Origin of the sequence: Janthinobacterium sp. Ant5-2-1 (assembly GCF_001445815.1) — a bacterium.
Lineage (GTDB): Bacteria > Pseudomonadota > Gammaproteobacteria > Burkholderiales > Burkholderiaceae_D > Janthinobacterium > Janthinobacterium lividum_E.
On record NZ_LNCE01000004.1, the window covers coordinates 103,777 to 127,109 of the forward strand.

Sequence of the window (23,333 nt, forward strand, 5' to 3'; positions counted from 1 at the left end):
CACCACATACGTCAACAATGTTGTCGGATTACGCGGCTGCGCCGCTAATCCGACCTACGTCGTAAAAGCTGTGTTCACTGCTTTCAGGATTTCATCCGAAAACGCTTCATCATCGACGGCGCGCGCCAGCGCCACGGCGCCCACCATGGCCGACAGCATGACGATGGCGTCCTGGCGCGCGTTGCGTTTTTTCTGCCACGGGAAATGCGTGGCCAGCTTGCCGATGATGGACTTCAGGTGGAAAGTAAATGCAGGGCGCACGGCCGGTTGCTTGCGCGCGTCGCCGGCCAGCGCCGCCAGCAGACAGCCATCGCCCGGTGCATCGCGGTGGGCCGTGCTGACGTAATCGCGTACGTACTGGCGCATGGCTTCCGGGCTGATGGTCGCCGCATCGAGCGCCACGCGCGAATGTTCCGAGCCGTGCAGGGTGCTTTCCGCCATCAGCGCTTCCTTCGAAGCGAAGTGGTTGTAGAAGGGGCCATGCGTGAGTCCCGTCGCCTGCATGATCTGCCCCACGCTGACGCCGTCGTAGCCCTTTTCACGGAACAGCCGCGCCGCCTGCGTCAGGATGCGCTGGTGCTTTTCGGCGGTTTCTTCGGCGGGATAACGCATGGCAGGCTCCTGATCGCAATTCAAAAATAATGGTTGACATCATACATGATGTTCGTCATGCTTCAGCACATTAAACATGATGACCGTCATATTTAATGTGCTGAAGCATGATGGCTGTCATGTTTGATGGCCTCAACCCACCCCATATACTGAAGAAGGAATGATCATGAATGCAGTTACTACCCAAGGCACGGCCCTCATCACCGGCGCCTCTTCCGGCCTGGGCGCCGTATATGCGGACCGCCTGGCCGCGCGCGGCTTCGATTTGATCCTCGTGGCGCGCCGGGTCGAGCGCCTGGGCACCCTGGCCGCCTCGCTGGCGGAAAAATATGGCGTGGCCGTGCGCGCCATGGCCGCCGATCTGGCCGCACCGGCCGACCTGCAGCGCGTGGCCGAAGAACTGGCCGGCAACCCGGCCATCACCATGCTGGTGAATAACGCGGGCGTCTCGACCCTGGGCGCCGTGGTGGACTCGCCGCGCGAGGGTATCGCCGCAATGGACCAGGTCAACGTGGCGGCGCTGGCGCAATTGACGTACGCCGTGCTGCCGCAGTTCAAGCAGCGCAACAGCGGCACCATCATCAACATCGGCTCCGTGCTGTCCTTCCATATCCTGCCCGTCAGCACGATCTACAGCGCCACCAAGGGCTATGTGATGAATTTCACGCGCGGCTTGCAGCAGGAACTGGCCGACACGGGCATCACGGTGCAGCTGGTGCTGCCCGCGTCGACGGCGACGGAAATCTGGGAATTGAGCGGCGTGCCGCTGGCGCAGCTGGACCAGGCCACCATCATGCGCGCGGAAGACTGCGTCGATGCGGCGCTGGCGGGCCTGGACCAGGGCGAGCTGGTGACCCTGCCTTCGGTGGAAGACCAGGCCTTGTGGGAGCAGTTCGATGCGGCCCGCCTGGCCCTGTTCGCGGGCGCGATGCGCGGCCAGCCGGCATCGCGCTATGGCGTCAATGGCTGACAGGAGGGCCGCCAGCGCCGCGCGCCGAAGTTACAGCGGTCGCACGGGGATGCAGATCTCGCAAGAGAATTCTCCGGTGGCCGGGTCCATCGCCGTGGCGGCGGAAAAGCGCTCGAAGCAAGGGCGCTCATCCCACTGCAGGCCGCTGGCCGGCAGCCATTCACGCGTCATGCGCGTCCACGTCTCGGCGATGGCGCTGGATGACCCCTTGAACTGCGCCACGGCATAGCGCCCGCCGGGCAGGGTGGTGATGCTGGCCCGGCCGCCTGACTGGAAGCCATCTGGTACCGCGACGCAGGCATCGTAGCGGCATTTGTCCGGCGGCGTGATGCCGGGATCATCATGGCCGATACCGTAGCAGGTCGCGTCGTCCAGGCCGTGCGACTGCATCCATGGTGCGACGGTGTCGCGCCAGAAGGTGCTGATGGCGGGGCCGTAGGGGCCGATATGGCGCTGGCATGCCACGGTGGCAGGCGGCAGGTCGAGGATGGTAACTTTCATAAGACTCTCTCTATGATGTGAATGGGAGTCGTCATGGTGCTGGAAGTTCAGCAGGCTTTCCTGATCGGTATTGCGCATGGCCTGATCAGGATTGCTATCTTGCCGGCGCATGCGCATGGCCGCAAGCATGGCAGCGTTTTTTGCGGCAACGCTGGCGCGCCAGGCGGTTGGCGTGCAGCCGAATTTCAACTTGAAGGCGCGCGCAAACGCTTCGCCTGACCCGAAGCCCGTCGCCAGCGCGACGCCGAGTATCGTTTCGCCAGGGCGGCAGGCCAGGCGCAAGGCGGCCGTTTCCAGGCGCCGGCGGCGTGCATAGTCGCCCAGCGTTTCACCCATCCAGGCGGCGAACACGCGGTGAAAGTGGAAACGGGAAAAATGCGCGACGTCGGCCAGTTGCGCCAGATCCAGCGGCGTGTCGAGGTGGCGGTCGATATGATCGAGCACGGCATTCATGCGCCGCGCATATTCGGCGCGGAACAGGTCGGACGCCGGCTCTTCAGGGGGAGTGGGAGGGGAAGACATGCCGCCAATTATGGCATGAAGACCCCTGTGGACGGTTTGAAATAGGGCCTCAGGCCGCGTTCAACGCCTGCTCCAGGTCTTCGCGCAAGTCGTCGATATGCTCGATGCCGACGGACAGGCGCAGCATGTCTTCGGACACGCCCGCCTTGGCCAGTTCCTCGGGATTGAGCTGGCGGTGTGTGGTGGACGCCGGGTGCGTAGCCAGCGACTTGGCGTCGCCGATGTTGACCAGGCGCGTGAACAGTTGCAGGGCGTCGAGCACGCGGGCGCCGGCAGCGCGCGGATCTTCGCCAGCCGCCAGCTTCAGGCCGAAGGACAAGATGCCCGAGGCGCGGCCCTGCATGTATTTTTTCACCAGCGCGTGGTCCGGGTGGTCTTCCAGGCCCGCGTAATTGGCCCACGCGACCTTCGGATGCTGTTTCAGGTGCTTGGCCAGGGCTAGCGTGTTGTCGCAGATGCGGTCCATGCGCAGGGCCAAGGTCTCGATGCCCTGGATCAGCTGGAACGCGCTCAAGGGCGAAATGGCCGCACCCATATTGCGCAGCGGGACGACGCGCGCGCGGCCGATGAAGGCGGCGGGGCCGAACGCGTCCGTGTAGACGACGCCGTGATACGACACATCCGGCTCGTTCAGGCGCTTGAAGCGCTCCTTGTGCTCGGCCCACGGGAATTTGCCGCTGTCGACGATGGCGCCGCCCACCGTGGTGCCATGGCCGCCCAGGTATTTGGTCAGCGAATGGACGACGATGTCGGCGCCATGCTCGATGGGACGGAACAGATAGGGGCTGGGCACCGTGTTATCGACGATCAGCGGGATGCCGTGCGCATGCGCGATCTCGGCCAGCTTGGCCACGTCCGTCACGTTGCCCAGCGGGTTGCCGATCGATTCGCAGAAGATGGCCTTGGTGCGCGCATCGATCAGGGCGGCGAAGGTCTCGGGCTGGCGCGCGTCGGCGAAGCGCACTTCGATGCCGATCTGCGGCAGGGTGTGGGCAAACAGGTTGTAGGTGCCGCCATACAGCTGGCTGGCGGAGATGAAATTGTCGCCCGCTTCGGCAATTGTCTGGATCGCGTAGGTGATGGCGGCCATGCCCGACGCCACGGCCAGCGCGGCCACGCCGCCTTCCAGCGCCGCGACCCGCTTTTCCAGCACGTCCTGCGTGGGGTTCATGATGCGCGTGTAGATATTGCCGGCGACCTTGAGGTCGAACAGGTCGGCGCCATGCTGGGCATTGTCGAAGGCGTAGGCCACCGTCTGGTAAATGGGGACGGCGGCCGCCTTGGTGGTCGGGTCGGGGGTGTAGCCGGCGTGCACGGCCAGGGTTTCGATTCTCATGTGGTCTCCGGTTTCAATAGTCTGTGTGGTGAAATCCGCAGCCATTGTGCCATGCGACCATTAGCGCGTTGCTACGCTTGATAGAATATTAAGTCATAAGCTAGTGCGTTATAGGCATATGTTTCCTAATTTTTTAAAGAAAAGATGAGTAGAATATTTTTGATGAGATGAAACAAAAAATTTTTTCTGTTAAAAATTTCCAATTTTTTATTTAGATTCCCCGTGGAAATATTGTAAGATTGAAAATGAGTCGTAATTTCTGGTTCATCCTTCATTCGTACAAGGAGATATTTTGAATTTTTACTGGGTTAACATCGGCCTGTCTTATGATGAAGTTGTTGAAAACGGATTTTTATGGGCACCATTGCAAGGTGAAAAACCAGTCGATATCAATGATGTTTCGAAGGGGATTCGAGTGCGGAAGTACGATCATTGGACCAATGTTGGTTTGGTGAAGGCGGGGGATATTATTTTCTGCAATATGGATCGTAAGATTCGATTCATTGCAGTTGCACTTGCTGATGCGGAGACAGCTACACGTCCATCTACCAGAACTTTCAGACAGTGGGGTGTTAATGGAAATAAAGTACGCATCGATATTTTTCCATTACCGACTCCCCTGAGTGTCGATGGCTATATACATGAGGCATTTCAGACGCGCTACAACATTGGTTCGAAACCGACAGTCTTCAAATCTAATGGGAATGTATTTCAAGGGTATATGGCTAGCATTCCTGATGCAGCAGGCTTGGATTTGTTGAGCATGTCCAGAGAAATAGAGACTTCTGTGGTTGAGGCTAGTGATATTCTTGGTCGTGATTTTTTCTCGTCTGCAAAACGACCTGTTGGAGCTACTACTCGACAAACAATACGTGAAGCACGCATTGGTCAAGGGTATTTTCGGCAAGAGTTGATCAAACTTTGGAAGTCTTGTCCGGTTACAGGGCTTGCGAATCTCGACCTGTTGATTGCGTCGCACATGAAACCTTGGGCGACTTCAGATGATAGTGAAAGGCTTGACCCCTTCAACGGATTCCTGTTCTCGCCGCATGTCGACAGACTTTTTGATAAAGGCTTGATTGGTTTTACAGATGCCGGCCAGATCATGATTAGCCCACTACTGACTGCTAAGGACCTCAGCGCCCTCAATATTTCAACTACTATTATTATCCCGATTCAGGCGCAACACAAACCATATCTAGCTGCTCATCGTCTGCTCTTTGGCTTTAAATAACAGCGTTTTACTCGTTAAATAGACGATAAAAGCATCAGGACGCGTTTGCTTGCTGTGTTTTTCGGTATTGGTGCAAGAGATCTTCTTTGCCGATAAACCGCTCATGCGTGCCGTGCTGCGCGCAGGCAAACGCGCCACCGATGGCGCCGTGGCGCATGGCGGTGTCGATGCCCGCACCATCGAGCCAGGCGTGCAGGAAGGCGGCCACGAACGAATCGCCCGCGCCATTCGTGTCCACCACGGGCAGCGTCAAGCCTGCCGTCGGATAGTGCCGCACCGAGGCACTGTCCCGTTCCAGCAGGTAGGCGCCATCCGCGCCCGCCATCGCGATGACGGCTTGCGCGCGGCCTTCCGAAATAATCGCGCGCATGACGTCGTCCCGGCGCTGGCCCAGCGCCGCCGTGCTGAGAAACACCAGGTCGGCGCGCAGTGCGAATTTTTTGTGGTGCGGGTTGACGCCATCCCAGTCGTGCAAATCGGTCGATACCGTCGTGCCGCACGTCAGTGCATCGTCAAACAGCTCGGCCACCCAGCCCATGATGGAAAAGTGTGCGTGGCGGGCCGGTCCCAGGTAGGGCAGATAGAAGGCGGCAGGCATGCGCACGTCTTCCGGGTGGCGCCCGTCATACAGCGACAGCCGGCGTCCTTGCGGGTCGACGAGGTTGACGCTGCGCCGCGTGCCCGAAGGTTCGACGATGTGCGAGAAATCGAGTTTGGCTTCCTTGTAGCGCTGCAGGATGGCCGCGCCTTGCGCATCGTCGCCGATGAAGTCGATGAACTTGCAGCGCAAGCCCAGCGCGTGGCAGCCGAGCGCCACGCCATTGCCAGTGTGCGCCACGTAGTCGCGGATGGGCGGCACGTGGACGGAGTCGGCGACGGGCAATTGCAGGTCGGGGACGCGCACGATGGTGTCGATGCCGGCGCCGCCGACCACTAAGATGTCATAGGTACTCATGGTGCTGCCTTTTCTAACAGGACGGTGCCGGCCGCGTTCACGGCGACGGCACCCTCCTTGACGATATAAGTTTGATGCGTGTAGGCGTCGCGCAGTTGTGTACCATCGGCGAACACGCCATGTACTTTGAGTTGGAGCGCGCCTTGCGCTTCGGGCACGGCGATGATGGCGTCGTCCTGCGTCACGCGGGCGAACGCATATGGCTTGTCGTTGATGAACCGGTGTTCGCCGCGCGCCAGGGCAGGGTGGCGCAGCCGGAACTGCCCCAGCTTGCGCGCATGCGCCAGGGTGGCCGCATCGAGCGACGACCAGTTCATGTCGGAGCGGGTCGCCTGCTGTTCGTCGCCGATGGGCGCCGCGCCAGGCTGGCGCGCGCTTTCATCGCCGTAGAACAGCTGCACGCCGCCTGGCGCCAGCAGCAGGGCGCTCAAGCCATGTTTCAGCCGGTCGCGCGGGAACAGGCTGGTGTCGTGCGACGAGATATACGACAGGATGTCGTAGGGGGGCCCCGAGGCTTTGTTCAGCAAGCCCGCGTACTGGCGGTACACGCCGTCGATGCTTTTCCAGTCGCCGCCCGCGCGATGCTGGAAATCGAAATTGATCATCGAGTCGAAGCCCGCATCATGCCAGCTGCTGCGCTCGGGGCCATGGCCCCACGCTTCGCCCGTCATCCAGAATGGTGCGTCGTCGATTTTCTGCTGCGGGTGGCGCGCCTTCCAGTCGGCCAGGGCATCGGTGGCCGCCGCGCGCAGGGCCAGCCAGCTGGCCGGCTCCACGTGCTTGACGGTGTCGGCCCTGAAACCGTCGACGCCGAATTCGCGCACCCAGTCGGCCAGCCAGTGGACAAGGTAGCCGCGCACGGTGGTGTCGGGCAGGGCCACGGCGCGCGTATCCATCTTGCGCTGCAAGATCGGCGGCAACCCCACGGCCTTGCCGCTCTCCGTGCGGAAGTCGGGCAGGTAGGCCAGCTGCATCGTGAAATCATCTTTGCCGCCGTCGGGGTAGCCGGGCAAGCCCGCGCGTACCCAGTCCGGACCCCACCATTGCTTGAATTCGAAGTTGTTGTAGTCGATGAAGCTGTGATAGTCGCGCAGCACGGCCTTTTCGTGGCCCGGCCACAGCACGGGCACCTTGTACTGCGCCAGGGTGCGCAGGTCCGCATAGCCGGGATGGTTCAGCACCACGTCGAACAGCACGCGGATGCCTTGCGCATGGGCCGTATTGATCATTTCGCGCAGTTCCTCGCGCGTGCCCATGTTGGCGTCCATCGTCGTGTAGTCGAGCGCCCAGTAGCCGTGGTAGGCGTAGTGCTGGAATTGCTGCTTGCCGCCCACCACCCAGCCATGTATCTGCTCGTACGGCGCCGTGATCCACAGGGCGTTGACGCCCAGTTCCTTGAAGTAGCCGGCTTTCAGCTGCTGCGTGATGCCGGCGATGTCGCCGCCGTGGAAGCTGCCGACGTCGCCGCCTTGCGGGTCGGCGGCACGGCCATAACTGTGGTCGTTGCCGGGATTGCCGTTGGCGAAACGGTCTGTCACGGCGAAGTAGACAATCGGATTCTCGGCAAAGCTCCCTGCCTGCGCCGAAGCGCACAGGAGCAGGGCGGCCAGCGTAGTCAGGGTGCGCCGCATGGTCAGCCTTTCACGCCGCCAGCCGTCAGGCCGGAGATCATCCATTTTTGCGCCAGCAGGAACACGGCCGTGATGGGCAGGCCGGACAAGATGGCGGCCGCGGCGAAGTCGCCCCACAGGTATTTTTGCTCGTACAGGAACAGCTTCGAGCCGACGGCCAGGGTCAGGTTGTTCTGTTCATGCAGCAGCACGGAAGCGATCGGGTACTCGATGATGGCGCCGATGAACGACAGCAGGAACACCACCATCAGAATGGGCACCGTCATCGGCAGCAGCACGTAGACGAACGCTTGCCACTGCGTGGCGCCGTCGACCTTGGCCGCTTCCTCGATCTCGATGGGGATGGTTTGGTAGTAGCCCTTGATGGTCCAGATGTGCAGGGCGATGCCGCCCGTGTAGGCCAGCACCAGGCTGCCGTGGTGGTCGATGCCCAGCCATGGCACGTAGCTGCCCAGCACGTCGAAGATGGCGTAGATGGCCACCAGGGCCAGCACGGCGGGGAACATCTGCAGCAGCATCAGCGCGGACAGGGTCTGTGACTTGAAGCGGAATTGCATGCGCGCGAACGCATACGCGCAAGTGGTCGACAGCAGCACGGTCACGGTGGCGCTCATGCTGGCCACCTTGATGGAATTCCACAGCCACAGCAGCACGGGGAAGTCCGGCTCGATGAGGGCGCCGTTGGGCGCCTGGTAAGACATGCCCAGCGCCAAACGCCAGTGCTCGAAGCTGATCTCGGGCGGTATCAGGCTGCCCGAGGCGAAATTGCCGGGCCGCAGGGAGATCGACAAGATCATCAGGAAGGGGAACATCACCAGCGCGATCAGCGCGATCACGGCGGCGTGGGCCGCCAGGATGCGCCAGCGGTTGGAACGGTCGACAACGATAGCCATGGCTGTCCTTTATGCTTTGTTCATGCGCGTCAGGCGCATGTTGACCAGCGAAATCGCGGCCACGAGGAAGAAGATCAGGGTCGAGATGGCGGCGGCCAGGCCAAAGTTCTGGCCGGAATCCTCGAACGCGATGCGGTAGGTGTAGGACACGAGCAAGTCCGTCGTGCCGGCCGGCAAGGTGGTGTCGAGGAAATCGGGACGCCCGCCCGTCAGCAAACTGATCAGCACGAAATTGTTGAAGTTGAAGCCGAGGCTGGCCACCATCAGCGGCGTGAGCGGCTTGACGATCAGCGGTAACGTGATCTTGAAGAAATTCGTCAGCGGTCCTGCGCCGGCCAGGGCCGACGCTTCGTACAGGTCCGACGGGATCGCCTTGATCAAGCCCATGCACACGACCATCATGTAGGGGTAGCCGAGCCAGGTGTTGACGATCAAAATCATGGCCTTGGCCAGGGTGGTGTCCGAGAACCAGGCAGGCTTGATGCCGAACAGGGCGTCGAGCACGAGGTTGATTTCACCAAAGTTATTGTTGAACAAGCCCTTGAAGACGAGGATGGAAATGAAGCCCGGCACGGCGTACGGCAGGAACAGCAGGGTGCGATACAGGCCGCGGAAGCGCAGCGCATCCCAGTTCAGCAGTACAGCCAATACCATGCCCAGGCCTGTCGTCGTGGCCACGCTGATCAGGGCGAAAACGATGGTCCAGACAAAAATGCGCAGGAAGGGGCCGCGGAACGCTTCGTCGGAGAAAATCTTGACGAAGTTGGCGAAGCCCACGTTGACCTTGAAGCCCGGTTCCAGCTTGCTACCGTCCGGCATTTCATAAAAGCCCGTCTTGAAGTTCGGCGTGACCAGTTCGCCCGTGGCGATCTTCTTCAAGGTCTTGTCCGGCAATTGCTTGTAGACGTGCGCGACAGGGCCGAATTCGCGCAAGCCCACCATGCGCAGCTCGATCTTGTTCGGCAGCACGAGGGTGAGCAGCTTGATATCCTTTTGCAGGGCGATGATGTCCTTGATGCCCAGCGGCGCGGCCAGCACGGGCGCCTGCACGGGATCGAGCGGCACCACTTCCACCTTCAGGGGCACGGCGCGCTTGAGGGCCAGCGGCTGCGTCAGCAGCACTTCGCCCGTGTCCGGGCTTTCCAGGCGCAAGCGGTATTCTTTATTGTCGGCATGCACGGTCATCGCATAGCCGGCGCTTTCCACCCGCTGCGTTTCGTCGAGCAAATATTGCGTGGCCCGCTCGTAGGTGAGCAGGTTGCGCGAACTGAAATTGGTAAAACCGATCGACACCGTGTACACCATCGGCAGCAGCACGAAGACGATGACCGCCGTGATGCCGGGAAACAGATAGCGGTAGGCATAGGCGCGCGGCGACGTGAAGACGAACGTCGTCAGGGTCAGCAAGCCGAGGAAAACGGCGGCCAGCATGGTCTGGCCGGAAATGTACAACATGAAGAGCAGATACAGACCCAGCGCCATGCTGATGGTCAATACCGTAGGGCCGATAAACTTGCGCACGATGGATACCTGTGAAGATGGATGCTGGATGAAGGCGTTGTGGTGTAGGTCGGATTAGGCCCGAAGGGCCGTAATCCGACAACATTGTTGGCTGCACATGTCGGATTACGCGCAAGCGCTAATCCGACCTACGCGAAGTCACGTGATGCAGCGCGATATTGATTAATTCGCCGTCGTAATCCGCTTCGCCGCCGCATCCAGGCCATCCTTGGTCGTCTGGCGGCCTTGCGTGATGTTTTCCAGCGCCGATTGCATCGACGACCAGAAGCGGCCCATTTCCGGGTTGTTCGGCATCGGGCGGCCCGCTTGCGCGCTTTCCATCGTCGCCTGGATGTTCGGATTGGCTTTCAATTCCGCGAACAGCACCTTGTTGGCTGGCGTGCCCAGCGGGACATCGGCGTTGATGGTTTTCAGGCCATTGATCTGCAGCATCTGGTTTTCCAGGAATTCCGTGGCCAGGTCCTTGTTCGGGCTGGCCTTGGAAATCATCGCGCCCAGCACGCCCACGAATGGCGTGGCCGTCTTGCCTGCCACGGTAGGGATCGTTGCCACGCCGAAATTGATCTTCGACTTGCGCGCATTGTCCCACGACCATGGGCCGTTGATCATCATGGCGATCTTGCCCTGGTTGAAGCCGGCTTCCATCTCGGCGTAGCCGGCGCCCTTCGGCATGGCGCCACTGTTGATCAGGGTCATCAGCGCATTGACGCCCGCCTGCGAGCCGGCATTGTTCACGCCCGTCTTGGCTGCATCGTAGCGGCCGTCGGACTTGACTTCAAACGGGAAGCCGCCGCCCGCGCCCAGCAATGGCCACGTGAAATAGGTATTCGTGTAATCCCACAGGATGGCTTTCTTGCCTTGCGCAGACAATTTTTTGTCCAGTGCGGCGATTTCCTCGAAGGTTTTTGGCGGCGTCGGCACGAGGTCCTTGTTGTAGACGAGGGCGACGGCTTCGATGGAGATCGGGTAGCCCCAAGTCTTGCCGCTCACCGTAAAGGCGTTCCAGGCCAGCGGCAGGATGGCGGCGCGCGCTTCTTTGCTTGGCGTCAATGGTTGCAGCAAGCCGGCGTCGATCCAGGTGCCGATGCGGTCATGCGGCCAGATCCAGATGTCCGGGCCCTTGCCGGCGGCGGCCGCTTGCTGGAATTTGTTCGGCGCATCTTCCGGATGCTCGACGACGACCTTGATGCCCGTCTTCTTGGTGAATTCCTCGCCGACCTTGGCCAGGCCTTTGTAGCCTTTGTCGCCATTGATCCAGATCAGCAGGGTGCCTGCTTCGGCCGCGTTCGCCATGCTGACGGCGGCCAGGTTGCCGATGCCGGCCAGAGCGGCGGCGATCAGGGTGGTTTTGATGAAGCTGCGTTTCGGGTGCGTGAAGGACATGTCAATCTCCAGTATCTTTTTTTATGCTAAGTTTATGTTGAGTATCAAGGCTGAAACGATACAACCAGGCCAGGCGGCGCCTGTAGCGCCTGGCCCCTTAAAGCCGGGTGTCAGGTACGGGTCTGGCCATGCTCGTCGAACACGTGGACGCGGGCGGGCGCCACCTGCAGGGCTACGGATTGGCCAATGGCCCAGTCCGTTTCCGCATCGGCGCGCACCACCAGCGGCTCGTCGCCGCCTGCTACGTGCACGTACAGATAGCTGATGTCGCCCAGTTTTTCCACCGCCTGCACGGTGGCCGTGATGGCGGCCGTGGCGCCGGGCGCGCATGCCTGCACGTGTTCGGGGCGCGCGCCGACGGTGACGGGGGTGCCGCTGGCCAATGGCTGCGTCAACACGGCTTGCAGCATGCCGCCCGCGTTGGTGGCGATGGTGGCCACGCCGTCGGCGTAGCTGTGGATCTTGCCTTTGAGGAAGTTCATGCGGGGCGAACCGAGGAAACCGGCCACGAACAGATTGGCGGGATGGTGGTACAGCTCGAGCGGTGCGCCCACCTGCTCGATGCGGCCCGCGTTAAGCACGACGATGCGGTCGGCCAGGGTCATCGCTTCGACCTGGTCATGCGTGACGTAAATCATGGTCGAGCGCAATTCGCGGTGCAAGTTCGCCAGTTCGATGCGCATCTGCACGCGTAGCGATGCGTCCAGGTTCGACAGCGGTTCGTCGAACAGGAAGACGTCGGGCTTGCGCACGATGGCGCGGCCGATGGCCACGCGCTGGCGCTGGCCGCCCGACAAGTCCTTCGGTTTGCGTTCCAGCAAAGGCTCGATGCGCAGGATCTGCGCGGCGCGCTGCACGGCGTCGGCGATTTGCACCTTGCTCATGCCGGCCAATTTGAGGCCGAAGGCCATGTTCTGCGCCACGCTCATGTGCGGGTACAGGGCGTAGCTCTGGAATACCATGGCGATGCCGCGCTTGGCGGGCGGCACGTCGTTCATGCGCGTCTTGCCGATGAACAAGTCGCCGCCGCTGATTTCTTCCAGGCCGCAGATGCTGCGCAGCAAGGTGGATTTGCCGCAACCCGACGGGCCCACGAAGACCATGAATTCGCCATCGGCGATCTCCAGGTCGATGCCGTGCAAGGTTTGCACGTCGCCATATGCCTTCTTCAGGCCTGTTAACTTCAGTCCAGCCATGTCGTCCTCGTTCTCTCAATTTGGCCCCGCTGATGCGCGGGGCTCGTTATTGTAATTGGCGGCATGGCCGCCAAAGCCTGCGATTTACGCCAGGGTGCCGAACCAGCCGCCATGCGGGGGCAGGATGATCTGCTGGCCATCTTTATTACCTGGCAAGCCGTGACCGGCCAGGTCGGCCGCCGGCGCAGCGTCTGGCCAGGCGAAGGTGACGGCTTCGGTACCCAGGTTGAAGGCGGCCAGGACCGATGGTTGGCCGGGCAAGTCGCGGCGCAGGGCCAGCACGGGTTCCGGCGCATCGAAGAAACTGATGTCGCCGCGCAGCAATTGCGGCAGGGTGCGGCGCCAGGCGAGGATGTTCTGCGCAAAGCGCAGCGCCGAGCCGCTATCGTGTTCTTCCACGTCAGCGGCGCGCGCCAGATGCTCGGGCGGCACGGGCAACCAAGGCGTGGTAGTGCTGAAGCCGCCATGCGGTGCTTCCGCCACCCACGGCATCGGCGTGCGGCAGCCGTCGCGGCCCTTGAACTGCGGCCAGAACGGGATGCCGTACGGGTCTTGCAGCGCTTCGAAAGGAATGTCCGCTTCCGTCAGGGCTAGCTCGTCGCCCTGGTACAGGCACGGCGTGCCTTTCAACGCGGCCTGCACGGCCAGCACCACCTTGGCCAGCGACGGCGACGGATTCTCGCCGCCCCAGCGCGTCATGACGCGCACGCTGTCGTGGTTGCCCACGGACCAGGAAGCCCAGCCGTCGGCCACTTGCGCTTCGAACTCTTCCACTTGCTTGCGGATGTGGGCGGCGGAAAACTCCGCCGTCAGCAAGTTGAAACTGTAGGCCATGTGCAGCTTGTCGGCGCCCGTGTAGGCCGCCATGGTGGCCAGCGCATTGTCGTCGCCCACTTCGCCGATGGAAACGGCCTGGTATTCATCGAGCACGGCGCGCACGCGCTGCAGGTAGGCGATGTTTTCCGGCTGCGTCTTGTCGTACACGTGCGCTTGCATGCCATACGGGTTGATGGCCGACACGCTGCTCGCGTCGCGCTGCGCGGCTGGCGGATTGTCGCGCAGCAGCTGGTCGTGATACGGGAAGTTGCAGGAATCGAAGCGGAAGCCGTCGACACCGCGCTCGAGCCAGAAACGCAGGTTGTCCAGCTGAGCCTGCTGCACGGCAGGATTATGGAAGTTCAGGTCGGGCTGGCTGACGAGGAAATCATGCAGGTAATACTGGCCGCGGCGCGGCTCCCATTGCCAGGCCGAACCGCCGAACACGGACAGCCAGTTGTTCGGCGCCGTACCGTCCGGTTTCTGGTCGGCCCATACATACCAGTCGGCCTTGGGATTGTCGCGGCTGGAGCGGCTTTCCACGAACCACGGATGGTTGTCGGACGAGTGCGACAGCACCTGGTCGATCATCACTTTCAAGCCCAGTTCATGGGCGCGGGCCACGAGGCGGTCGAAGTCGGCCAAAGTACCAAACATGGGATCGACGTCGCAGAAATCGGCCACGTCATAGCCGAAGTCTTTCATCGGCGACGTGAAGAAGGGCGAGATCCACACGATGTCGGCGCCCAGGGCGGCGATGTAATCGAGCTTGGAGGTAATGCCGGGCAAGTCACCGATGCCGTCGCCATTGCTGTCGAGGAAGCTGCGTGGGTACACCTGGTAGATGACGGCGCTGCGCCACCAGTCGGCGGGCAGGTGGGCGAGATTGTTCTGGATGGTCGGCATGAATGATTTCTTAAAAGTTGTCTGTAGCCTTGGCTATCAGGGCGGCGCTGCTGGTTGGTAGGCGAACGTCTTATTTTAAAATTCAAAGCGCTTTGGGTATGAATTGAGTATAGTTCAAAGCGCTTTGAAAAGTAAAGCGATACACGCGCCAGACATACGATTTTTTTATGAGGGTGATTCAGGACAACAAGATGGCACCGCTGGCCAGGCGGCCGGCGGCGCAGGGAGGCGGAAAACGCCTAGTTCGGCACGGGTCCCGCCGACTCCCCCGGCAACAGTTCGCACGGCCACAATTCCTGCAAATCGGTGACGGGCGTGCCATCCATCTGGGCCAGCAGCATGTTGATCATTTTCGCGCCGGCGCCGCGCGGGTCGGGCTGGACGACGGTGGTGACGTTGTGGCCGGCCAGGGAATCTTCCATCACGCCCCAGACGATCAGCGACATCTCGCGGCCGATGCTGATGCCCGCGTCGAGCAGGGCGCGCACGGCGCCCACGCCCGACATGTGATTGTCGACGATGACGGCGGTGGGGCGGGGCGAGCGGGCCAGCAGGCGCTGCATGGCCTGGTAGCCGGCGCGGCGGTCGTGGGCGTTGTCGACCAGGTTGTCCGGGTCGACGGCCAGGCCGCCCGCCTGCATGGCGTGCTGGAAACTCTCGACGCGCTGGCGCACGAAGTTCAGGTCCGGCGTTGCGCTGATCAGGCCGATGCGCTGGTGGCCCAGCTGCGCCAGGCGCTCGACGGCCAGGCGCATGCCCGCCTCGTTGTCATAGTCGAACCACGCATGCGGCTGGTTTAGCTGCGTGCGGCCATGCGCGACGAAGGGCATGCCCTGCTGCGCCAGGTAGGCGATGCGCTCGTCGAACGGTTTCGTGCGCCCGACGATCAGGCCATCGATGCGGCGGCCCTTGACCATGCGTTCATAGGTGTGGAATTCGTTGGTGGCCGAGGCGGGCGCGATCATCATGTCCATCTGCTGCGCTTCCAGCGCTTCCGACATGCCGCCCACGATGTCGATGAACATGGGGTCGGCCAGGTCGTTCGGCATCAGCGGGTAGATGATGCCGACGATATTCGTGCGCCCCACGGCCAGGCTGCGCGCCATGGGATTGGGGCGGTAGCCGGCCGCCTGCGCGGCGGCCAGTACCCGCTCGCGCGTGCGTTCGCTCACTTCCGGATAGCCATTCAAGGCGCGGCTGACGGTGGTTTCGGATATTCCTAGCGTTTTGGCGAGATTTTTGAGGTTCATGGATGCTGCAGTCGGGGTGGATCGGGAGCGGTGCCGTGCAATGCAGGGTAGTTTATCTGATAAATGCCGGAATGATCAGGGGTATGGCAAGCGGCGGCGGCGCCCAAAAAAATACGCGGGCAAACCCAGGGGCGCCCGCGCTAAAAGAGGATACTGCTGAATCACTACATTGAAGCTGCCGGCCATCGCGTGCAGCGGCGAAATGGTGGGTCCGGTTACTACCTGCCCCGAAATGCGGGCGGTGCTGCTGCCTTTCATGACAACTGACAAGACCTACTGCGCGTCGCGATTTGCGGCCTGCGATGCTCACTGTACTAAAGTACAGTTCCGCTTCTCAGCCACAACTCCCTTCCGCTCGCTACGGTCTTGTCAGTTGTCGAAAGTTCTTGATTACCACCACGACTCGACCTGGAAGCCGACGGAGCTGCCGTTGGTTTTTCCACCGAACACGCCCGTCGACGACAGCGCCGATTCGGCAGCGGCGGCCGACTGGGCTGCCTTGTTCCATTTGGCATAGGTGTAGAAGGCGCGCAGCACGGGACGCGACCAGAAGCTGTTGCCGGCCGACAGTTGCGGCGCGAAGGTCAGCTTGGTGAGATTGCGGCTCTCGCCGCCTTCCGGCTTGACGATGTCGTGGCCCAGTTCCACGGCCAGGCTATAGTTGTCCGTGAAGTGGTAGACGGGACGCGCGCCGATCGACGTCCACTTGCTGCTCACGCCTGCCGTTTCCTTGTCTTCGTAGACGAAGGTGCCCATGCCCGACCAGGCGCCTTTGGGCTGGATCATGATCTGTTCCGTCAGGCGCACGACCTTGTCGTCCTTGCCGGCGCCCAGGCTGAAGCCGCCCGTGTTGGCAGCGCTGCCTTTGCCGTACTGCAGTGCCACCTTGTTGAAGCCGCCCAGCAGATTGCCCTGGGTATGCATGATGGTCAGCAAGTGGCCGCTGGCGATGGGGGCCGCGCCTTGCGCGTTGCGTTTCTGGTTGAATTGCAGGCCCAGGGTCAGTTCGCCATCGGGGTTGACCTTGATGCCGGAGAAGCGCAAGTCGTGCGACAGGCCCATGCGCTTGCTGTCGCCGTCATCGGCCGTGCGCACGATGGCGTAGGCCAGCTTGGCGGCGCCCAGGTCGATGTTTTCCAGGCCGGCGCCCGGGCCGCTGTTATTCCAGAAGTAGTAATCGGTGATGTGCACGTCCTGGCGGTCGTAGTAGCGCTTGCCGACCCAGGCGCGCGCTTCGGCGAAGGCGCCCGAACCGATCTTGTCGGCCACCACGTTCATTTCACGCCACGACGGGTCCGATTGTTCCCAGTCCTGGTTCTGGTTGACGGAGAACGCCACCAGGGTGTTGATGCGGAAAGTGGTGCCGTTGGCTGCCTTGAAGGCTTCGCCGCCGAATTTCAGCTCGCCGTAGGTTTCGCACTCATTGCCCAGGCGATACTTGGACGAGGCGCCGGCCAGGCCGAAACACGCTTCCTTGCCGCCTTCGCTGCTGGTGCCGAAGCCCGAGCGGATGTAGCCGCCGAAGTCGATCGGCAGGGCGGCCTGGGCGGCCGAAGCGCTCAAGGCCAGGGCCACGGCGGCAGGCAAAGTTTTCAAGAAATGTTTGTTCATTGCGTCTCCAGTGTTTTTATAGGTGTGGGATCGGTGCGCATAACTTCGCACAACCAAAGCGCTTTAGTTATGGTTCAAAGCGCTTTGAGTATAGTTCAAAGCGCTTTGATCAGTAAACTAGTTTTATTCCTTGAAACTTTTGAGGTGTTGCGGAGAAACATCAGGGCGGGCGGCGGCGCGTGGGCGCCGCCGTGTACGGCAGGAGGAACGGTGATGGTCGTGACTTATTGCTGCGCCTTGCAGGCGGGCAGGGTGGTCGTGTCCGTTGCTGCACCAGCTGGATGACGCAAAAAGGCCAGGATCAGCAGGGCCGAGGCCGTCGTAATGCTGGCCAGCACATACAGCAAGTGGCGGAAAGCGGCGCCATACGCTTGCGCCAGTTCGGCGGCGCCGGCCTGCGGCAATAGTTCACCGGTATGGCGCAGCTCGCCCAATGCCAGGAAGGGCGCCGCCAGCGCCGCCTGCTCGGGAGGGAGACCGGGCACCTTGCCCAAGGCCGCCATCGTGAGCGTACCCAGCAGCGCGCTGACGATGGCCAGCGCCAGGCCTTCGCCCGCCACGCGCGTCGTATTGAAGATGCCGGCCGCCATGCCGGCCCGCTCGACGGGCACGACGCTGATGGCCAGGCCATCCATCAAGCCCCAGGGCAGGCTGATGCCGCAGCCGATCAGCAGCAGCGGCCCGATCAAGGTGGCGGGCGGCTGGCCCGGCGCGCAGGTCGATAGCCACAGCAAGCCGCCCGCCGCCAGCAGCAGTCCGGTGGCGCAAATGTGCGCGGCGGCAATGCGTTGCGCCGCCATGCCGGCCAGGACCGGCAGCACCAGCATGGGCGCCGACAGGGCGATCATCATGCGTCCCGCCTCCAGCGCACTGTAGCCTTCGATGCCGATGAAGCGGGCCGGCAGCAAGACCAGCAGCACGACAAAGGAAAATGCGGGCGCGGCGGCCAGCAATTGCACGCCGGCAAAGGCGGGCAGGCGGAACAGGGTCAAGTCCAGCATGGGCCGCGCCGCGCGCCGTTCCACGCGGATGAAAACGGCCAGCAGCAAGGCCGCGCCACTGAGCAGTCCCAGGCTGGCGGCACTGCCCCAGCCACTGTCGGGCGCCTGCAGCAAGCCATAGGTAAACAGGGACAGTGCGCTCGTAAACGTCAGGGCGCCGGGCCAGTCGATGTCTTGCGCCTGCGGGTCGCGCGATTCGCGCATGGCGCGCGCGGCGGCCAGCAGGGCGGCCACACCGGCCGCGGCCGTGCCGATAAAAATGGCGCGCCAGCCCGTGTGCGTGATCAGGGTGCCAGCCAGGAAGGGACCGAAGGCCAGGCCAGTGCCGAAGGCCGTGCCGATCAGGCTGAAGGCGCGCGCGCGGGCGGGGCCGTCGAATTCCTGCGCCAGGGCCGCCAGTCCACTCGACAGGGCCATGGCGCAACCGAGGCCCTGGACGGCGCGCAGCACGTCGAGCCACACAATGCCGGGCGCGGCTGCCAGTGCCAGCGCGGCGGCGGAAAACACGCCCAAGCCCAGCAGGAACACGCGCTTTCGGCCATAGCGGTCGGCCAGCGCGCCGGCCACCATCAGGCAGCCGCCAAAACTGAGCATGAAGGCGTTCGTGATCCACGCCAGCGCCAGCGGCGTGCCGTGCAGGTCGGCGGCGATGGCGGGAATGGCGATGGCCGGCCCCGTAAAACTGAGCGGCATGCAGAGCGCGGCCAGGCAGACGGCGGCCAGCACGAAGGCGCGCCGGGCGGCCGCTGGTTCCGGGGCTTGCGCGGGAAGAGTCGTATCCATGGGAATGATTCCAGAAAGAGGGAATCCGATGATAATATGGACGCAATCAATGAAAAAGTGGCTAAAAATCCACTCATAACGGACAAATATTCCCCAATGAGGTTACATGGATAATCTGAACGGCATTGCCGCCTTCGTGCGCGCGGCGGAAACTTCCAGCTATGTGGCGGCAGGCCGGCTGCTCGGCGTGTCGGCCTCGGCCGTGGGCAAGAGCGTGGCGCGGCTGGAAGAAAAGCTGGGCGTGCGCCTGCTCAACCGCAGCACGCGGCGCATCAGCCTCAGCAACGAGGGCGCGCTGTTCTACGAGCGCTGCCAGCGCATCCTGGCCGACCTCGGCGATGCCGAGGCCGAACTGTCGCACCTGGCCGAGGCGCCGCGTGGCAAGCTGCGCGTGAGCCTGCCCGTGATCGGCTACCGCATTATCCTGCCCCTGTTGGCGGAATTTACGCGGCTGTACCCGGAAATCGAGCTGGACCTCGATTTCAACGACCGCCTCGTCGATGTGGTGGCCGAAGGCGTGGATGTGGCCGTGCGCAGCGGCACCTTGACGGATTCGCGGCTGATGGCGCGCGAACTGGGGCCGTTTGCCTTTGCCATCGTCGGCTCGCCCGCGTATTTCGCCCGCCATGGCGTGCCGGCCACGCCGCGCGCGCTGGAAGGGCACGCCTGCGTGCGCTACAAATTCCCCACCACGGGCAAGTTGCAGGAATGGGCGCTGCAGCGCGCCGAGGGCGACAGCGGCGGCGAGTTGCGCTTGCCGACCGCCTTGACCTGCAACAATATCGAAGCCTTGATCGGCGCCGCCACGCAGGGCGTGGGCCTTGCCTATCTGCCTGACTTTATCGTGCGCGACGCCATCGGGCGCGGCGAACTGCAAGCCGTGCTGGCCGGCTATTTGCTGCACTCAAGTAAGTTCTGGGTACTGTGGCCGTCAAGCCGCCACCTGTCGCCGAAAATTCGCGTCTTTGTTGACCATTTGTGTACCCACCTGCATTTCTCCTCGTCCCCTCCGGACCCCGCGCCACACCCTTGATGCCTCTGGCCGCCGCGCTGGCGGCTGCTTGGGGAATATTCCTACCCCAGAGCGATTAATCCTAATGCCGCCGAATTTATATTTGCTGCGCTGCATCACGCCATGCCGCACGGCACCAACTTATGGCCTTGCTGAATACCTGTTATTCGTTATAGAAATTGCCATAAGGAATTTATTTATGTTAATTTCATATCTGTTTCTGCAACATTGCATCGGCTGGTTGCTTGCGGGAACATGTGCAGGAATAGGCGCCATAAGCGTGTAGTAACCAACAATTAAGGGATGGTAACCCCGTTCCGTTCAGGGAGTGTGCATGAAGACAGTCACGACGACACCGCCGAATCCGGCACCAGCCGCGCCAGCGAAACCGGCCCACAAAACGGGGTTGCTGCTGGGTGGCGGCGCACCAAATTCCACCTTGATCGCCGGCGCCCTGGCCGCTTTTCTCGACGAGGGCATCGAGTTCGACGTCATTTCCGCCTCGGGTGCGGGCGTGTTGATGGGCTTGCTTTACACGACGCCGCACGAAGCCACGCCGCGCCAGGCCTTGCAAAGCTGGGCCGACACGGGCGTGGCCGACAGCATCTACAAGATGATCCCGATCAACTACAAGGTGTTCCAGAAGCCGGGCATGCACGCGAGCACTTTCCGCGACGCCTTCCAGCCGCCGGCCAACAATCCTTTTTTCCAAGCATTCCAGCAAACGTTTGCGGGCGTGCCCACGGCCTGGTCGGACTGGGGCAAGCTGATGGTGTCGTCGCTGTCGCCATCGGACCTGTCGGCGAAAAGCCTGGGCCTGTGCGCGCACTTGCCCTTCCTGGAAAAAGCCGTGGATTTTTCCGGCGTGGCGCGCATGCGTCCCGATTTCTACATCAATGCCTACAACCTCAGCGAGCATCGCATGCAAATCTGGGGCAAGCACGAGATCGAACCGATCCACGTGCGCGCGGCCCTGTCGTTTCCCTTCCTGTATGCACCGACGACCATCGCCGGCGACGACTACATCGAAGGCGCAGCGCTCGACACCCTCAATTTCGACCCGTTTATCGAAGGCAAGGGCGAGCACCATGACGCCGATACTTTAGTCATCCTCGACATCCTCGGTGACGAGCGCCTGCTGCGCAAGCCGCGCAACCTGTATGACGCCTGGGTGCGCTCCATCATCACGCCGCTGGTGAAAATTTCCAAGAGCGAACTGCGCCTGTTTGAGCTCGAGCACAACACGGATAGAAGCACGGGCCAGCCCAAACGGAGCTTGCTCAAGCTCGACTTGATGGGCGGCATTCCCGAGCAGCACTGGCCCGACACCCTGGACTGGTCCAGCTCGAACATGCAGCTGCTGTTCGACGTGGGCCACAAGGCGGGCCTGGCGTTTTGCCGCCAGCATGGCGACTTGCTGCGCCGCGCGCCCGAGGCTTCCCCGCTGGCGGCTTAGCCGCCTGCAAGCGATCCCGGCCACCCGATCGGCAGCTATTTATCCTGCCTGGCCTTGCCAGGCTACTTTTTACTGTGACACACCATGAATATCACCAAGCAATTAATTCTGACCCTCACCATCGCCTTGCTGGCCCTGCTATTGCTGGGCGCCGGCGGCGCCATCCAGCTGCAGCGCGCCCAGGAGCGTTTCGACACCGTACAAAACCGCATCATTCCCAGCATCCAGGGCTTGAATGCGGCCAAGGGTTTCCTGGCAGACTCGCGCCTGGCCGGCTACCGCCTGTCCGTGTTCTCCAACCTGGCCGACAAGACGGCGCTGGACAAGGCCGTGGCCGACGCCAACACGAATTTCGACAAGGTCATCGCCACCTACCGCGCCGAGCGCCTGTACGACGCGACGGACAGCAAGATGCTCGACGCCGACCAGGCCGCCATGGAAGCCTACCGCCGCGCGCTGGCGCCATTCTTTGCCGCCGCCTACGCGGGCGACATGGACGGCGTGCGCGCCACCTTGCTGGCCGGCACGCCGCTGGCCATCACGGCCGCCGCCGCGAAAAAGAGCATGGATGACCATATCGCTTACAACAACAAGCTGGTCGACGATGTGAAGGCGGAAAGCCTGGCCGCCTACGATACGGCGTTCAACACCATGCTGGCCGTGCTCGGCGTGGCCGTGCTGCTGACGGGCGCGCTGGCCTGGCATATCTACCGCACCATCAGCGGCGGCCTGGGCAATATCGAACATACCCTGGAGCGTGTCAGCGCTTCGCTGGACCTGTCCGCCGCCATGCCCGTCGAGCGCATGGATGAAGTGGGCCGTACGGCCACGGCCTTCAATAAATTCCTCGAGCGCATCGTCGGCGTGATCGCCACCGTGCGCGCCTCGGCCGATACGGTCAGCGTGGCGGCCGCGCAGATTTCCGCCGGCAACGCGGACTTGTCCGTGCGCACGGAGCAGCAGGCGTCATCGCTGGAAGAAACGGCGTCCAGCCTGGAAGAGCTGACCTCGGCCGTGCGCCAGAATACGGACAATGCGCGCCAGGCGAATTCCTTGGCCGTGTCCGCCTCGGACGTGGCCCGCAAGGGCGGCGCCGTGGTGGCGCAAGTGGTGGGCACGATGGGCTCGATCAACGAATCGGCGAAGAAGATCGCCGACATTATCGGCGTGATCGACGGCATTGCCTTCCAAACCAATATTCTGGCGCTGAATGCGGCAGTGGAAGCGGCCCGCGCGGGCGAGCAGGGCCGTGGCTTCGCCGTGGTGGCCACCGAAGTGCGCAGCCTGGCGCAGCGCTCGGCGGCGGCCGCCAAGGAAATCAAGGGCTTGATCGAGGATTCCGTGGATAAAGTCAACACAGGCAGCGCGCTGGTCGATCAGGCGGGCGCGACGATGGAAGAAATTGTCGCCAGCATCCGCCGCGTGACGGACATCATGGGCGACATCGCCAACGCCAGCCACGAGCAAAGCGCCGGCATCGAGCAGGTCAACCAGGCCATTTCGCAAATGGACCAGGTCACCCAGCAAAACGCGGCCCTGGTGGAAGAGGCGGCCGCGGCAGCATCCTCGCTGCAAGACCGCGCCATCGAGCTGGTCGACGTGGTGGCGGTGTTTCGCTTGAGCGGCGATGCGCAAGGGAAACCGTTGAAAGTGGCGGGCGGCTTGCCGGCTCCGGCAGCAGCCGCCGCCAGCCGGCGCCTGGCGCTGCCGGGCCGTAGTGCTCGCGGTTAAATCTTTTGACCGC

The 23,333-nt window shown here is 62.4% G+C and carries 18 protein-coding genes; 5 read left to right on the forward strand and 13 right to left on the reverse strand.

Annotated elements, in window-relative coordinates:
- Nucleotides 1-54 precede the first annotated feature (54 nt).
- Nucleotides 55-612 carry a TetR/AcrR family transcriptional regulator gene (locus ASN89_RS00650; protein WP_058047919.1) on the reverse strand — a complete coding sequence of 186 codons (558 nt, stop codon included), beginning with the start codon at nt 610-612 and terminating at the stop codon, nt 55-57.
- A gap of 166 nt (nt 613-778) precedes the next feature.
- On the opposite strand from ASN89_RS00650, the gene ASN89_RS00655 reads away from it, so the two are divergent.
- On the forward strand, nt 779-1,582 hold the full coding sequence (locus ASN89_RS00655) for an SDR family NAD(P)-dependent oxidoreductase (RefSeq protein WP_058047998.1): 804 nt from the start codon (nt 779-781) through the stop codon (nt 1,580-1,582).
- Between the two features lie 30 nt (nt 1,583-1,612).
- Here the strand turns inward: ASN89_RS00655 and ASN89_RS00660 are convergent, their stop codons facing one another.
- Both ASN89_RS00660 and ASN89_RS00665 read right to left on the reverse strand, forming a co-directional pair.
- Nucleotides 1,613-2,605: an AraC family transcriptional regulator gene (locus ASN89_RS00660; RefSeq protein ID WP_058047920.1), complete on the reverse strand. Its 993-nt coding sequence runs from the start codon at nt 2,603-2,605 to the stop codon at nt 1,613-1,615.
- 49 nt (nt 2,606-2,654) lie between these two features.
- A complete protein-coding gene (locus ASN89_RS00665) occupies nt 2,655-3,941 on the reverse strand; it encodes an O-acetylhomoserine aminocarboxypropyltransferase/cysteine synthase family protein (protein WP_058047921.1) in 1,287 nt (428 codons plus the stop codon).
- Between the two features lie 292 nt (nt 3,942-4,233).
- Here ASN89_RS00665 and ASN89_RS27980 point away from each other — a divergent pair, with 292 nt between their 5' ends.
- Nucleotides 4,234-5,175 (forward strand): HNH endonuclease, encoded by a 942-nt coding sequence (locus ASN89_RS27980; protein WP_152988391.1) that lies wholly within the window; start codon nt 4,234-4,236, stop codon nt 5,173-5,175.
- A gap of 34 nt (nt 5,176-5,209) precedes the next feature.
- On the opposite strand, the gene ASN89_RS00675 is transcribed toward ASN89_RS27980, so the two are convergent.
- The 10 genes from ASN89_RS00675 to ASN89_RS00720 form a co-directional block, all read right to left on the reverse strand.
- A complete protein-coding gene (locus ASN89_RS00675; RefSeq protein ID WP_058047923.1) occupies nt 5,210-6,130 on the reverse strand; it encodes a carbohydrate kinase family protein in 921 nt (306 codons plus the stop codon).
- The gene (locus ASN89_RS00680; protein ID WP_235501816.1) at nt 6,127-7,806 is read right to left on the reverse strand and encodes an alpha-amylase family glycosyl hydrolase; all 1,680 of its coding nucleotides are present in this window, start codon (nt 7,804-7,806) and stop codon (nt 6,127-6,129) included. The genes ASN89_RS00675 and ASN89_RS00680 overlap by 4 nt, the downstream gene beginning before the upstream one ends.
- Entirely contained in the window at nt 7,764-8,654 is an 891-nt protein-coding gene (gene malG / locus ASN89_RS28495; RefSeq protein WP_058047925.1) for a maltose ABC transporter permease MalG, read from the reverse strand. The genes ASN89_RS00680 and malG overlap by 43 nt, the downstream gene beginning before the upstream one ends.
- Before the next feature lie 9 nt (nt 8,655-8,663).
- A complete protein-coding gene (gene malF, locus ASN89_RS28500; RefSeq protein WP_152988392.1) occupies nt 8,664-10,175 on the reverse strand; it encodes a maltose ABC transporter permease MalF in 1,512 nt (503 codons plus the stop codon).
- Nucleotides 10,176-10,337: 162 nt separating this feature from the next.
- Nucleotides 10,338-11,558 carry a maltose/maltodextrin ABC transporter substrate-binding protein MalE gene (gene malE / locus ASN89_RS00695; RefSeq protein WP_058047926.1) on the reverse strand — a complete coding sequence of 407 codons (1,221 nt, stop codon included), beginning with the start codon at nt 11,556-11,558 and terminating at the stop codon, nt 10,338-10,340.
- Between the two features lie 110 nt (nt 11,559-11,668).
- Nucleotides 11,669-12,754: an ABC transporter ATP-binding protein gene (locus ASN89_RS00700; protein ID WP_058047927.1), complete on the reverse strand. Its 1,086-nt coding sequence runs from the start codon at nt 12,752-12,754 to the stop codon at nt 11,669-11,671.
- A gap of 84 nt (nt 12,755-12,838) precedes the next feature.
- Complete coding sequence (locus ASN89_RS00705) at nt 12,839-14,476, reverse strand: alpha-amylase family glycosyl hydrolase (RefSeq protein ID WP_058047928.1); 1,638 nt, start codon at nt 14,474-14,476, stop codon at nt 12,839-12,841.
- A gap of 239 nt (nt 14,477-14,715) precedes the next feature.
- A complete protein-coding gene (locus ASN89_RS00710; RefSeq protein ID WP_058047929.1) occupies nt 14,716-15,726 on the reverse strand; it encodes a substrate-binding domain-containing protein in 1,011 nt (336 codons plus the stop codon).
- A 390-nt stretch (nt 15,727-16,116) separates the two neighbouring features.
- Entirely contained in the window at nt 16,117-17,337 is a 1,221-nt protein-coding gene (locus tag ASN89_RS00715) for a maltoporin (RefSeq protein ID WP_046683646.1), read from the reverse strand.
- A 224-nt stretch (nt 17,338-17,561) separates the two neighbouring features.
- Entirely contained in the window at nt 17,562-19,121 is a 1,560-nt protein-coding gene (locus tag ASN89_RS00720) for an MFS transporter (RefSeq protein WP_058047930.1), read from the reverse strand.
- Nucleotides 19,122-19,227: 106 nt separating this feature from the next.
- Between ASN89_RS00720 and ASN89_RS00725 the strand changes: the two genes are divergently transcribed.
- The 3 genes from ASN89_RS00725 (at nt 19,228) to ASN89_RS00735 (ending at nt 23,320) form a co-directional block, all read left to right on the forward strand.
- Nucleotides 19,228-20,154 (forward strand): LysR family transcriptional regulator, encoded by a 927-nt coding sequence (locus ASN89_RS00725; RefSeq protein WP_058047931.1) that lies wholly within the window; start codon nt 19,228-19,230, stop codon nt 20,152-20,154.
- 313 nt (nt 20,155-20,467) lie between these two features.
- Nucleotides 20,468-21,589, forward strand: a complete 1,122-nt coding sequence (locus ASN89_RS00730; protein WP_058047932.1) for a patatin-like phospholipase family protein — start codon at nt 20,468-20,470, stop codon at nt 21,587-21,589.
- Between the two features lie 84 nt (nt 21,590-21,673).
- Complete coding sequence (locus ASN89_RS00735) at nt 21,674-23,320, forward strand: methyl-accepting chemotaxis protein (RefSeq protein WP_058047933.1); 1,647 nt, start codon at nt 21,674-21,676, stop codon at nt 23,318-23,320.
- Nucleotides 23,321-23,333: the final 13 nt, after the last annotated feature.